The following is a 13,476-nucleotide window of genomic DNA, read 5'->3' as shown; positions in this document are numbered from 1 at the left end:
GAAAACAAACTAAAATCAATAATCTTTATAATTTAAAAGTAACTGAAAGAAGTAATGTTTGAAAAGTACTATTTGTTTTTGGAGTATCTGTCAAAACACTTTCATAGATTTGTGGGTACCGAGTTTGCTCTGCCATATCATAAGAAAGATCAAAACGCATACCTCTGAAAGCTATTCCTGCTCCTGTAGAAAATCCATTAAGATCCCCTATAGGCTTCAAGTTTGTTTTATAAGGGCTCTGCTCATAGCGATAACCTGTCCTCAAGAATAAATTAACCTTATCGTGAATTATGAAACGATATTCAGCTCCAAAACGCAAAGCAGAAGTGTCTCCTAAGGTTTGCTCTATAATACTATTCTCAGATTTTAAGTTATCTGTACTGTAATATATCTTACCATATCCTTTATAAATGTAATCACCACTAAGAATAAGCTGTTTATTCCATACCCAACTGGCTCCCACGATCCAAGAACTTGGTGTACGGAAGTGATATCTATCATAAACAGCTACCACATTAGGATTAGCATAGTAATCACCATTATTAGCACTCAATGATTGTGCTATTTCATCCTGCAAATTATACCAAGTAGGAGATATATAAGTAAGTCCCAATCGTACTCCTTTTGCAACTTCAGCTATAGCTCCTAATTGCAGAGAGAAGCCGTTTCCTGTTGTTTTTACATCATTTTGAAAATAAGCAGAGGTAATCGTAGATTTTGTATTATTTAAATATGTCTCCCTATGACGAGTAAGAGACCTATAATCCACACTATGAGTATTAAGATTAATTCCAAAAGAGAAAAAATCATAGCATGCTCCAAAATTAAAACTATATTTGTTCACCCCCCCCTCTGTATAGTGTTCAATATTTTGAATGGTTGTAGCATTAGGAGAGATGTTTTTCTCATAAGTAGTCTCATTCAATACTGCATTAGCTTGATCATCTGTCATAGAAGGATTAATACTAGTATTACCACTTAAAGGTTTCACTAATCCTACTGTATAACCCAAAAGAGCATTACGTAATCTATAAGGGCTAAATCTTTGTGCACGTCCATAAGAACTATAGAGATCATCCAATCGCCATCTTTGTGAAGGTTTTTTTTCAGAATTATACTCCTGTAACATTAAGTTTTGTTGTTCTATACCTTCAGCATAATATTGGAAATAATCACCTAAATTCTTACCTGTTGTTTGTCCATTGTATATCAAATCCTGAGGATTAAAATTATGAGTTCGTTGATAGTTAAACCCAAAGGACATTTTCTTCCAACCATCACTTAGTAGGGAAATTGGTAGAACTATTCCAAATTGATCAAGAGAAAAATCAGAAGAATTGACCGTTTTCCCTGTTCCAAAATAAGTGCTTTTATTCTGTGTGCTATGGCTCCCTGCAGTTAAAGCAATTTCACTATCTGCAAAAATAGTACTTCCTGCTGGATTCAGTGAAATAGCAGATAGATCACCCCCTAAAGAAGAGAAAGCACCACTCATTGCTTTAAAACGAGCTGTCCCATTAAGTTCTTCCATAGAATAACGTAAACCATCTGTAAGGTTTTGAGCAGAGGCAAAGCCACCTAATAAACAGTATATTATTATTAGTATATTTTTTTTCATTTCTTTCTAAATTAATAATTAAAAATTCTTTCTTGAGCCTTGGAAACCTCCACTATTCCCTCCTCCATTACTATTTCCTCCCCCATAGTTACTACTCTCATGATAAGAACGGGAACTATTATCATTATTATAGTTATTATAACTCCTTGAATCATAAGAGCGGGTATTATTCTCATGATAAGAACGAGAAGAATTATCATAAGAATTATTATAATTACCATAAGAGTGAGAGGAATTTCGTTCGTAATTATAGTTTTCATAGCGCCTATCATCCCCCCTTCGCCCATAGGTAGGGGAATATTTCCTTCCTCCATAATAATAATAATTATTCTGGCTATCATAATAATATGGTGAATAATAGTAATATGGTGAATAGTAACCATATCCATAATAGGGATAATAGTAACCATAGTAAGGATAATAGTAACCATATCCATAATAAGGATAGTAATAACTATCATAGTAACGCCAACTCCAATAAGGATCATAAGATCCTAAAGAGAATCCCCAACTCCACCCACTGCGTGGATAATAATAGGAAGAATAGTACCCTCCCCAAGCACCAGCTCCCCAGTAGTAAGGATAATCCCATCCTCCATAACCATTATACACATTTATTGTAGAAGGACGTGCATTGTCTCCCCATCCTCCATAAGTATTGTAAGAAGGGGCTCTTTGTTCAGCAGGAGTACGATAACCATCCACATTTGTCAAGGGTGTATAAGAGGGAGCTGGACGTTGCGCTTGTCGCTCAAAATCCCTATAGCCAGCTATCTTTTGATTAAGGTGCTCACGATAGCTTTCTGGTTGCTGATAACTTCCTTCTCTGGGTTCATATTTAGGACGAGGAGTTTCATCCCCATAAATACCATCATCATATACCATTCCTGAATAGATACCACAAGAAGTAAATCCTACAAGAGTTAAAAAAACTCCCGTGACATAACGAATAATTGCTGTTTTTTTCATTTTTGTATCCTTTTAAGTTATTGATTCTTAACACACTTCATACTTATCCTCACAAGTGTCAAATTTTCTTAGAGAATAAATATTTTACTTTTTCTAAAAAATAAAGAGTATGATAAGTCTGTTTTCAAAATATTTTGTACTTTTGCACAAATATACAATTTTTATGCCAAAGATTTTAGTATGAGTAAAAATTTAACATCAAGAGCAGAAGATTATTCCAAGTGGTACAATGAACTAGTAGTAAAAGCTGGACTCGCTGAGAATTCAGGGGTGCGTGGGTGTATGGTTATTAAGCCTTATGGATATGCCATTTGGGAGAGGATGAAAGATATTTTGGACAAAATGTTCAAGGAAACAGGACACCAAAATGCTTACTTCCCTATTTTTATCCCTAAAAGCTATTTTGAAGCAGAAGAGAAAAATGCTGAAGGTTTTGCTAAGGAATGTGCTGTGGTCACTCACTACCGCCTTAAAACAGATCCATCTCAAAAGGGGAAACTTATTGTAGATCCTGAAGCTAAGTTGGAGGAAGAACTTATTGTACGCCCTACCAGTGAGGCTATTATCTGGAATACCTATAAGAATTGGATACAATCATATCGTGACTTACCTATTCTTATTAACCAATGGGCAAATGTAGTGCGCTGGGAAATGCGTACACGTTTGTTTCTCCGTACTGCTGAATTCCTTTGGCAAGAGGGACATACCGCTCATGCTACTCGTGAGGAGGCTATAGAAGAAGCCCAAAAGATGAATGAGGTGTATGCTACTTTCGTAGAACAATATATGGGAGTACCTGTGATAAGAGGTAGAAAAACCGAGACAGAGCGCTTTGCCGGAGCTGATGATACTTACTGCATAGAAGCCCTTATGCAGGACGGAAAAGCCTTACAAGCAGGAACTTCCCACTTCTTAGGACAGAACTTTGCTAAAGCCTTCGAAGTGAAATATGCTAACAAAGAAGGTGTATTAGACTATGTCTGGGCAAGTTCTTGGGGATCTTCCACCCGCCTTATGGGTGCGCTAATTATGAGCCATAGCGATGACAATGGATTGGTACTGCCACCACTATTGGCACCTATACAGGTAGTCATTGTACCTATATACAAAGGAGAAGAACAACTACAATCCATTCGTCAAAGAATAACTCCTCTCATGCAAGCACTCAAGAAGCATGAAATTACGGTGAAGTTTGACGATGATGACACCCAAAAACCAGGGTTCAAGTTCCACGAATACGAACTCAAAGGGGTACCTATACGCTTGGCGGTGGGACAACGTGATTTAGAAAACAATACATACGAGGTAGCGCGCCGTGACACCTTAACTAAGGAAAGTATCTCTGGAGAAAGAATAGTAGAACATATAGAAAACTTACTTACTGATATCCAAAAAAATATATATCAAAAAGCCTTAGCTTATCGTAACTCTCATATCACAGAAGTAAACTCCTATGAGGAATTTAAGGAAATCTTGGACAATAAAGGAGGATTTATATCTGCTCATTGGGATGGTACTGCTGAAACAGAAGCTAAGATAAAAGAAGAGACTCAGGCCACTATACGTTGCATTCCTTTAGAAAGGAAAGAAGAAACAGGAACTTGCATCTATTCAGGGAAACCCTCTAAGGGACGTGTTCTCTTTGCAAAAGCTTATTAAAAATATAAAAAATAACTAGAATTAGAGAAAATAATAAAATATTTTCTCTAATTTTCTATTCTAATAAAAAATATCCTTCCTTGTATGTATTATAGAAAGGAATATGATACTTTCTACATGTTTTCTCCCATTTCTCCATCATGTAAGGGTAATTACTTCCATCAGCAATAATTATCTTAGGAACAGACCCTTTTTCTAAAAATTTCTCTAAGTGAATTTTAGGACTATTTCTAAGTAGAAGATAATCTATAGAATCTGTTTTATCCAGATAAAATTTTTCATCTACTATCACAAAATGTTTTCCTTTAAAAGAAATTATATTTGTAATAGGTTTATATTGAAAATGTTTTATATTCCTCTGAGTACAAAAATTCTTTATATATGTTCGTGGTAGTGATATAGTATCCGATAGATAAAATATAGCTTCTCCCCCTTGTTGATGAGAAATCATTGTCTTTTTATATTGTTGATAAACAATAAGCTGATCTATTTTCCTCTTTTCATATTTTTGATAGAAAAGATAACCTTGAAACAAAAGGACAGATATAAGTAATAGGTATAAAAAGCGTATTTTTCTAAAATACAGATATAACACTCCCCATAACATCACTATATAAGAGACAATCAACATTATTTCATTAAAATAGACTCCTGTGATAATCAAATCTCTATAAGAAGCTATTTTTTCAATACTCTTATTCATTAATATAATTATAAAATCATAACTTACTACTAACCAATAAGGTAAAGAGTGAATACTTGATAGAAATACAACAATTACTCCCAAACCCAAAATAATCCCCAAAAAAGGTAGAATAAGCATATTAGTAATAAGGAATAAACCTGCAAATTGATGAAAATAATACAAAGATAAAGGAATAATCCCTATCTGAGCAGCGATACTCACTTTTATGATACTTGGAAACAAATTCAGTAATTTATTTTCATAAAACCAATATTTATTAAAAAAAGGTAAGAAGAGTTCAATAGAGAGTACCGCCATATAACTTAACTGAAAACCAACCTCAAAAAGGAACATAGGTTTACACAGAAGAAGTATAAAAGCAGAAAACATTAAACTATCAAATCGAGCTTTGCCATTTCCTATATAAAAAGCCATACTATATCCTCCAAACATTAATACAGACCTCAATACAGAGGCAGATAGTCCTGTTATAAAACTATATCCAAGCAAAATAGTAAAGATAATTGCTGTTTTTAATTTCTTTTGTCGAAAAGGAAAAATAAAGTTTATTATCTGAGTAAGTATGAAAGTTATAAGTCCAATATGAAGTCCTGAAATAGCTAAAATATGAACTGCCCCTGCATCAATATAATGCTGATAGGTATCTGTATCAATATCCGAACGAATACCTAAAACTAAAGCTTTTATAATTGCTTTTGAAGAATCGGAAAAAGGATATTTATCCAGAGAAGATGCTAATTGTATTTGTGTCTTCTTTGCCAAAAAAACTATGGAATGTGAATGATTCTCTTCTAATTGATAACAAAGAGGAGTTCCTTGCCAATAAATATATTGGCGACACATATATTTTTTATAGTTAAATTGAGAGGGGTTCTTAGCTTGAGATATAGGAGCAAGACTTGTAAAACATAGAATATATTTTCCCACTATATTCTGGGAAAGTGTATCCTTCAATTGAAGAGAAACTTTCCCTTTCACTCTAAATTGGTCTTCTTTCTGTAAAGAGACTATAATTCTTTTTCCCTTTATTTCTTGTATTGTCCCTGAAAGAATATACTCTGTATTTGGCGAGAGTTTCTGTAGATAATGGTTTTTATTATTAGGCTCATAATGAGCATTATATAATAAAACACCCATTATAAAAGATAATAAAAATATTGATTCCTTTTGAAATTTCTTTATAATATAAAAACAAGCAAATAGAAATACTATCCCTACAAGAGAGAAAATTATGCTATATAAGTAAGATATCACAAAGAATGAATCTTGAAATATAATACCAAGAATCACTCCTAAAAGAATAATAAATAAAGGAAAATTAAATGGATTTTGCCTCATTATTCGTTACTTAAAAATAAAAAAATCAGCCTCCAACAAACTGATTCTTTTTTTATTTACGATTTTCTACATTCTGCTTCATCTGGAAGTCTACCACAAAAACTACAAGGTTCACCTTCTGGGTTCAGATGCGGATTTTGGCTAGCACATGTGCCTGAGAATTTACCACCTTTCTTTGCCCAAATTTTTATAGCCATCCCTATAATACATAGGGTTAAAATAACCAATACAATGATAAATAATTTCATAATATATTAAAACTAAAATTTCTATAAAATATAATCATTATGTACAAAATTAGAAATGCCTGTCTTCAAAAGATTTTCAAGGATTTCATTATTATATTTATTATCTTTTGAAGCTACAAACGTTCTTATAGAGAAAGAACGGAGTGCATCATACACACTAAGTGTCCCTACTGCAGAATCTTTTCTTCCTGTAAAAGGGAATACATCAGGTCCCCTCTGGCATAAACTATTAAGATTCACACGACAGACAAGATTAACTAAATTATCAATTAAAGGAGCTAACGTATAAATATCCCTTCCAAAAAGGCTTACTTGCTGCCCATAGTGAGAATCTGCTATTTCTTGTCGTACCTCGTCTATATCAGAGAAAAAACGAATTGGTACTACAGGCCCAAATTGCTCTTCTTGATATACTCTCATATCAGGTGTAATAGGAGCAAGCACTGCTGGGAAAATAAAGTTCTCACAGCGCTCTCCTCCCTTTCTATTTAATATTTTAGCACCTTTCTCTAAAGCATCATCAATAAGTTCTTGTATATATTGAGGCTTATTTGGTTCTGGAAGAGGAGTAAGTTTCACATTTAACTCCCAAGGATTCCCAAAGGGAAGAGCATCCACTCTCCTGGTAAATTCAGAAAGAAATTCATCCTTAATACTATTATGTACATATATGATCTTCAATGCCGTACAACGCTGTCCATTAAAAGTAAGGGCTCCTGCCACACATTCACTAACAGCTAAATTAATATCTGCATCAGGCAAGACAATTGCCGGATTCTTAGCCTCTAGACCTAAAATTAAGCGTAACCTATTCTTATGTGGATGCTTATCTTGCAAAGCTATAGCCGAATGACTATTCCCAATAAGTGCTAATACATCTACCTTTCCTGTCTCCATAATAGGGGCTGCTATCTCCCGACCACGACCAAAAATAATATTAATAACCCCTTTAGGAAAACAATCTTTAAAAATCTCCAGTAGAGGAGTAATGAGTAACACTCCATATTTAGGTGGTTTATAAATAACTGTATTCCCCATAAGCAAGGCAGGAATTAATAATGCGAAGGATTCATTCAATGGATAATTATAGGGACCTAAGCATAGTACAACTCCAAGAGGTCCTCTACGTATATGAGCGTATATTCCATCTCTTTTTTGAAAACGAGCACTCTCTCTGTCAAGTCTTTTATATTCCTCTATAGTATCATAGATATATTCTATAGTTCGATCAAATTCTTTTTGAGATTCACTAATTGTTTTTCCTATTTCCCACATCATTAAGTGTACAACCTCATCTCGCTTGGTTTTCATTTGCTCAGTAAATCTCTCCAATATTTCTATGCGATCTCTTACTCTCATAGTTGCCCAAAGCCCATTTCCCTTTCCAAAAGCATTAGCAGCAGATTGAAGAGCCTCAAGTGCCTGTTCTTTGCTCAAATGAGGCACTTCTCCTACTAAAGTAGGGGCATACTTCTCTGTAGAAGAAATTGTAGAATATACCTTATCATAGGCTCCATCCCATTGTATAAGCCTCCCATTTATTAAGTAATTTCTATAATATAAAGGCTCACACTCATAAGCCTTAGGTATAGGTTGAAATTCATTCATCTCTAAATCTGATATTTTCCTTATTATACTCTACCTTTTAAAGAATCAAATACCCATGCTATAGCTAAAAAGCCTATCCCCGTAGCAGCAAATCCCCAACCAGCAATATCTTTATAACGAAATATACCTAACCCTAATAATATTAACCCAAAAAAAATCATTATCAAAGTAGCATATCCTAAAACAGAATTCTTATTCAAACTCATAATTAATTCTTTTCAAAATCTATATCTTTTTTAAAATAATTTCTATATTTACTCTTCTACTGACAAAGATCTATTCTTCATAGCTTTCATAAAGTCCTTACCAAAAATAATGCCAATTCCTATTATAATTCCCAAAAAACTCCAAATAGCAATAATCATCCCTTTTTTAGGTTTTGATTTTTCCAAAGGAACACTTACAGGTTCTATAGTAATAAATGCAGGTGTATCTTCTTGTACTTTTATTTTCTGATTTTCAAATTGTTTTGCTAATTCTACATAAAGATTATAAGCTAGGTTATAATCCGATTGTAATTGTGATTGTCGGGTCATAGGAATTGCTGTAATAAGCCCCCTATTACTGTCCTGAAAAGCAGCTAATCGAATTTGTTTTTCCTTAAAAGATTTCTCTGCTTCTTCATATTGTTTTTGAACGAACTCCAACTGCTTTTTTGCTTTGCGTGTTTTGAATTCAATAATTGTCTCTTGTAGATAATTTTTAGCCTGTTCAAGCATTTGTGCCGCTGCCAAAGGATCGTCCATTGAAAAAGAAATACTTACTGTATTATCTTTTTCATTATTAGTAATTTTCAATTGACTTTCCAAAAGTTCAAAAAGACTTTTTTCTTCTGGAGTAAGTTTATAAACTCCTGTTGTGTCCTTTTCTGTTACTGCATATTGTGAAAAATTCTCTTTTTTAGGAGATACTTTATCCATAATAAGAGAAGGAAAAATAGTATATTTTCCTACTATATCTAAAAAATTAGTCTTATTATGCTTTTGATAATATTCTTGATAGGTAACAAAATCTCTATTTTCTTGAACTTGAATACGAGTTTGTATCATTTTCTTCTGAAAAGGAATACTTTTAGCGACAATAGCATACAATTTAGGAGAGATTAGTTCAGAAGTTGAAGAATTAATATTAATTCCTGCTAAGGAGGCTAATCCTGATAAATTCCCTGTTGATGAATTACTTTCTTGTGCTAATACTAAAGAGGTTGCTGTATACTCTTTCTTAGAAAATATAGCTATAAAAACACCTATTAGAAAAAATAATATAAAATATTTTAGAATAGTTTTTCTCCCCTTCCATATTTTCTGTAAAAGAGCTATTAAATCTATTTCATCTTCTCTCTGTATTTCTTGATTCATATTCAATGTATTATCAATTACTTAAATGTATTGTATATTAAAACAGCTAAAGTAGCTAAAGCAGTAGTAATACTCACTGTCTCCGTAGTTGAAAGACCTTTTTTCTCTGGTTTCTCTGGTACTATAACTATAGCTCCTGGAGCTATTTTAGGATAACTTCTAAAAAAAAGAAAATGTTTAGTTCCTTTTACATCTCCGTTAGTATACATTACATATACTGACTTTTTCTGTGCTTTATCAGAGAATCCTCCTGCACTATTAATGTATGAACGAGTAGATTTTCCTCTTTCATAACGTACCAATGAAGGTGCTAAGACCAATCCTTTTACTTCTACAGTTTGCTTCTCTGAAGGGACTATAAGTACATCTCCTTCCTTTAAAATAAGATCTTGATAGGAATCCTTATTCTCCATTATCTCTCTAAGATTAATTCCTACACGATATTCTGAGAGTTCATCTTCACTCTCTACATTATTCTCTTTTTTAATACTTTTAACATCTTCATTATTTTCATTTTTACTATTTTCTGAAGTATCTTTAGTTTTAATAACTGATAATTCTTTATCTATTTTTTTAAGTTCATTAAGTTGTTTCTCTTGTGTTTTTTCATCCTTCTCTTTTCCTTTCTTTCTTACTAAAGTAGCTCCTTCTATATAAGCATAAGGAGCAAATCCTCCAGAGCGTTCTATAAGGCTTGAAATTCGTTCTTCTTTTGATAGGATTGCATAGAATCCCGGATAAGTAACCTCTCCTTCTATCTTAACAATTTGTTGAGGAACATATCCTTTTTGATAATGTACTGTTACAATATCATTAGGTTCTAGCTCTATAGTTTCTGTAGTTTTATCTTGAGAGAGAATGACATCATATACTTTACTAATCGTTTTAAAATTAGTATCATTCAATTGTCGTGCTACTTGTAAATGTGTATTATCAGCGCCTTCAATAAACCCCCCTGCCATAATTACTAAATCCTCCGGATGCATTCCTTTTGCAAAAGGAATTTTTTGAGGTTTACGTACAGCTCCCTCTATACGCACCATAGGTTTTATACTTAAACTATCTTTTCCATATACATGCAAACTATCATTAGGCTGCAAGGCAACTATTTGTTTTTTACTCAGAATATCTCTCAATGAGAAATGAATACTCTGTCTATCTACCCTATCTACTGTTCTAAAAAGAATAGCTCTATTGAGATAAGCCTCATCACGTATTCCCGCCGCCCTATTAATTAGATCCAGAACCGTCATTCCTTCCGAATAAGCATAATTACCCGGTTGGTATACTGCTCCCGTAATACTAAGTCTGTTATGAAAGATATCTGATAATCTGTGAACTAATAATTTATCTCCCCCTTGCATTGCAAACTCTCCCGCTTCTGTGTAAGGTACTTCTTTTACTTCACGTTTGGCTCCTATTATACGTTCTACTACTAAATTATCTTTATAAGCATTGGATTTAAAACCTCCAAAATAATCTATCAAGTCTGAAAGTTTTTCCCCTTCCTTCACTTCATAAATACCTTCTCTCTTAACAAAACCTATCACTTCTACTTGGTTTTTATAAGGAGGAACAATAATGACATCCTGATCATTCAGATTAATATTTCCTTCCTGAGACCCTTTAAGTAAGAAATTATAAATGTCTAAATGATCTATTGTTTTTCCTCCACGAACTACTTGTATATTCCGAAAAGAACCATTCTCAGTGGGACCTCCACTAGCATAAAGAGCATTGATAACAGTAGAAAGAGCACTTAAGGAATAGGTTCCGGGAGTTTCTACTTCCCCAATAATATTAACTTTTACAGTACGTATATTAGCTATAGAGACACCTGTATATACCTTAGAGTAACTTCCTTCAGGGGCTGAAATTCCTGCATATATTTTACGTAAAGCTGTATTAATTTTTGCTTTTGCTTCTACAAAATTAAGTCCTCCTACATGAATTTTTCCTGCCATAGGAAGGATAATGTTACCCTGATTATCTACTTTTTGTATAGAACTACTTTCTGCTGCACCCCATACTTCCACCAAAAGCTCATCTCCTGTATTAATAATATAATTCTCAGGAGTAGGTACATTGATACTAGGAGTAAAGGAAATCTTAGGATTTTGAAAAAAATCATATCCAAAAACACGACTTTTCTTTACGGGTGTTAAAGTATCCTTCAATCGTTCTCTTCCTGTACGTCCAAATATTTCTTGTTGAGGAACATTTGCTTTATCTAATGATGTAGCTTTCTTTCCTTTTTGTGAAGATGTTAACATAATACGTTGACGTAATTTATTAATCTGAGAAACAGGGACTCCCTTCACACGAGCAGCTGTTTCCAAATCTGTAAGAGAATATCCTTGTGCTTGCACTTTATCCCAAAAAGCTTGTATTTGCTCATCAGAAAGTTGATCTACATTGATATAAGTCAGTTGTTCTAAGTTAAGATTCTGTATTTGAGCAGATAATTGTGCTGTAAAACTTATACTTAGAAAAAGAAAAAATAATATTCTCCTAATCATTTTCGTTGTTTTAAATCAGAGTGCAAATATACTTCCTTTCTCCGAAAAAATAAAATTTTTTAATGACTTATTATTTTAAGACATAACAAAGATAAATAAAATTAATTACCCATCTCTTGAAAATATATATCATTACATTTTTCTAAGAATAGGATTTAGCTCCTCATCATTATACATTTTCATTTGCTTATATACTTTCATATATTTCTTACCTTCAGCGATGTCAGTAAGAAGTTGATCAAGAGCAAGGGATAAGTCTTCCTTCTGTTCAAGGAGTACCTGTAGCTTCTCTCGGCACTTGGCAATATGCTCAGCAGTAGCATCAGTACGCTCTGTTTCCTGTTGCATGTGATAGATTTTTAGGGCTAATATAGAAAGTCTATCCACTGCCCATGCAGGACTTTCGGTGTTGATAGTCGCCCCTATCCTAGGGATTACGTCCTTATATTGGTGTAGAAAATAGCTATCAATATACTCTACGGTATCGGTACGATCTTGGTTGGATGCATCTATTTTTCGCTTGAGCAGCAGCGCTTCTTTGGGATCAATTTTAGGGTCTCGAATGATATCCTCGTAGTGCCATTGTACTGTGTCTATCCAGTTTTTACGGTACAATAGGTGTTCAATAGTCTTGCTATCATACGGATTCTCAAAGGGTTGGTTCACATTATCGACTATATGATAATGCAGGATACTCTCCCAAAAAATGTCATAAGCTAATTTACTAAACATATTCCTTGTTTTATTTGCAAAAATATCGTTATTTTGCGTAATAAAAAAATTTATTTTTAAACAAATGATTATCCACCCCTTTGACCAAACACCTTCCCTGTTTTCAGAGTTTGTTGCCGAACTCAGAAGCGTTGATGTCCAACAGGATAGGATGCGCTTTAGAAAAAACTTAGAACGTATAGGTGCTCTCCTAAGCTACGAGATGAGCAAGACGCTCCCCTACCAGACCCAACGGATCACCACCCCACTGGGGGAAAAGGACATTCCCCTGATACAAGATAAGATCGTGGTTTGTTCTATCCTACGCGCAGGACTGGCACTACACCAGGGAATATTGAATTCCTTTGACAAAGCAGACAATGCCTTTATCTCTGCCTACCGTAAACACAGTTCTCCCTCGGAGTTTGAGATTTTGGTAGAGTATTTGGCATCTCCCTCCTTGCAGGACAATATCCTGATCTTAGCCGACCCTATGTTGGCAACAGGACGTTCGTTTGTCAATGTATATAACTCCCTCCAGCCACTGGGCACCCCCAAGGAAATACACCTTTTTGCCGTCATCGGATCCCAACAAGGATTGGAGTATGTCAGCCAACATTTCCCCGAAAGTACCCACCTTTGGATTGCCACTATAGATGACCACCTCAACGAAAATAGCTATATCGTTCCAGGCTTAGGCGACGCTGGTGATCTGGCTTTTGGTGAAAAAATGCAAGGATAG

General features: G+C 34.0%; 11 protein-coding genes. 2 read left to right on the top strand and 9 right to left on the bottom strand.

The window, feature by feature from the left end; all coding sequences use genetic code 11:
• Positions 1-25: 25 nt before the first annotated feature.
• Positions 26-1,618 carry an OmpP1/FadL family transporter gene (locus VJJ03_RS05535; protein WP_009745560.1) on the bottom strand — a complete coding sequence of 531 codons (1,593 nt, stop codon included), beginning with the start codon at positions 1,616-1,618 and terminating at the stop codon, positions 26-28.
• An 18-nt stretch (positions 1,619-1,636) separates the two neighbouring features.
• Positions 1,637-2,587, bottom strand: a complete 951-nt coding sequence (locus VJJ03_RS05530; protein ID WP_323974337.1) for a hypothetical protein — start codon at positions 2,585-2,587, stop codon at positions 1,637-1,639.
• Between the two features lie 180 nt (positions 2,588-2,767).
• Here VJJ03_RS05530 and proS point away from each other — a divergent pair, with 180 nt between their 5' ends.
• Positions 2,768-4,246: a proline--tRNA ligase gene (gene proS / locus VJJ03_RS05525; RefSeq protein WP_323974335.1), complete on the top strand. Its 1,479-nt coding sequence runs from the start codon at positions 2,768-2,770 to the stop codon at positions 4,244-4,246.
• Positions 4,247-4,301: 55 nt separating this feature from the next.
• Here the strand turns inward: proS and VJJ03_RS05520 are convergent, their stop codons facing one another.
• The 7 genes from VJJ03_RS05520 to VJJ03_RS05490 all read right to left on the bottom strand — a co-directional run bounded on the left by VJJ03_RS05520 (position 4,302) and on the right by VJJ03_RS05490 (position 12,755).
• Positions 4,302-6,290, bottom strand: a complete 1,989-nt coding sequence (locus tag VJJ03_RS05520) for a ComEC/Rec2 family competence protein (RefSeq protein WP_323974333.1) — start codon at positions 6,288-6,290, stop codon at positions 4,302-4,304.
• Positions 6,291-6,346: 56 nt separating this feature from the next.
• Positions 6,347-6,538 (bottom strand): hypothetical protein, encoded by a 192-nt coding sequence (locus VJJ03_RS05515; RefSeq protein WP_009745556.1) that lies wholly within the window; start codon positions 6,536-6,538, stop codon positions 6,347-6,349.
• A 21-nt stretch (positions 6,539-6,559) separates the two neighbouring features.
• A complete protein-coding gene (locus VJJ03_RS05510; protein WP_009745555.1) occupies positions 6,560-8,146 on the bottom strand; it encodes an NADP-dependent glyceraldehyde-3-phosphate dehydrogenase in 1,587 nt (528 codons plus the stop codon).
• 23 nt (positions 8,147-8,169) lie between these two features.
• Entirely contained in the window at positions 8,170-8,352 is a 183-nt protein-coding gene (locus VJJ03_RS05505; RefSeq protein ID WP_009745554.1) for a CAL67264 family membrane protein, read from the bottom strand.
• Positions 8,353-8,400: 48 nt separating this feature from the next.
• A complete protein-coding gene (locus VJJ03_RS05500) occupies positions 8,401-9,504 on the bottom strand; it encodes a Wzz/FepE/Etk N-terminal domain-containing protein (protein WP_323974331.1) in 1,104 nt (367 codons plus the stop codon).
• Positions 9,505-9,521: 17 nt separating this feature from the next.
• Positions 9,522-12,023, bottom strand: coding sequence for an SLBB domain-containing protein (locus VJJ03_RS05495; protein WP_323974329.1), 2,502 nt, complete (start codon positions 12,021-12,023; stop codon positions 9,522-9,524).
• A gap of 132 nt (positions 12,024-12,155) precedes the next feature.
• Positions 12,156-12,755 carry a DUF4254 domain-containing protein gene (locus VJJ03_RS05490; RefSeq protein WP_323974327.1) on the bottom strand — a complete coding sequence of 200 codons (600 nt, stop codon included), beginning with the start codon at positions 12,753-12,755 and terminating at the stop codon, positions 12,156-12,158.
• 64 nt (positions 12,756-12,819) lie between these two features.
• On the opposite strand from VJJ03_RS05490, the gene upp reads away from it, so the two are divergent.
• Positions 12,820-13,476, top strand: a complete 657-nt coding sequence (upp, locus tag VJJ03_RS05485) for a uracil phosphoribosyltransferase (protein WP_009745550.1) — start codon at positions 12,820-12,822, stop codon at positions 13,474-13,476.

The organism is Capnocytophaga sp. G2, from assembly GCF_035282625.1.
Classification (GTDB): domain Bacteria; phylum Bacteroidota; class Bacteroidia; order Flavobacteriales; family Flavobacteriaceae; genus Capnocytophaga.
This window is presented reverse-complemented; position numbering and strand designations above follow the sequence as displayed.

Excerpts from the sequence above, each read along its gene's own strand:
- VJJ03_RS05500 (WP_323974331.1), bottom strand. The coding sequence starts at position 9,504 with ATGAATCAAGAAATACAGAGAGAAGATGAAATAGATTTAATAGCTCTT.
- VJJ03_RS05530 (WP_323974337.1), bottom strand. The coding sequence starts at position 2,587 with ATGAAAAAAACAGCAATTATTCGTTATGTCACGGGAGTTTTTTTAACT.
- VJJ03_RS05505 (WP_009745554.1), bottom strand. The coding sequence starts at position 8,352 with ATGAGTTTGAATAAGAATTCTGTTTTAGGATATGCTACTTTGATAATG.
- proS (WP_323974335.1), top strand. The coding sequence starts at position 2,768 with ATGAGTAAAAATTTAACATCAAGAGCAGAAGATTATTCCAAGTGGTAC.
- VJJ03_RS05495 (WP_323974329.1), bottom strand. The coding sequence starts at position 12,023 with ATGATTAGGAGAATATTATTTTTTCTTTTTCTAAGTATAAGTTTTACA.
- VJJ03_RS05520 (WP_323974333.1), bottom strand. The coding sequence starts at position 6,290 with ATGAGGCAAAATCCATTTAATTTTCCTTTATTTATTATTCTTTTAGGA.
- upp (WP_009745550.1), top strand. The coding sequence starts at position 12,820 with ATGATTATCCACCCCTTTGACCAAACACCTTCCCTGTTTTCAGAGTTT.
- VJJ03_RS05490 (WP_323974327.1), bottom strand. The coding sequence starts at position 12,755 with ATGTTTAGTAAATTAGCTTATGACATTTTTTGGGAGAGTATCCTGCAT.
- VJJ03_RS05515 (WP_009745556.1), bottom strand. The coding sequence starts at position 6,538 with ATGAAATTATTTATCATTGTATTGGTTATTTTAACCCTATGTATTATA.
- VJJ03_RS05510 (WP_009745555.1), bottom strand. The coding sequence starts at position 8,146 with ATGAATGAATTTCAACCTATACCTAAGGCTTATGAGTGTGAGCCTTTA.
- VJJ03_RS05535 (WP_009745560.1), bottom strand. The coding sequence starts at position 1,618 with ATGAAAAAAAATATACTAATAATAATATACTGTTTATTAGGTGGCTTT.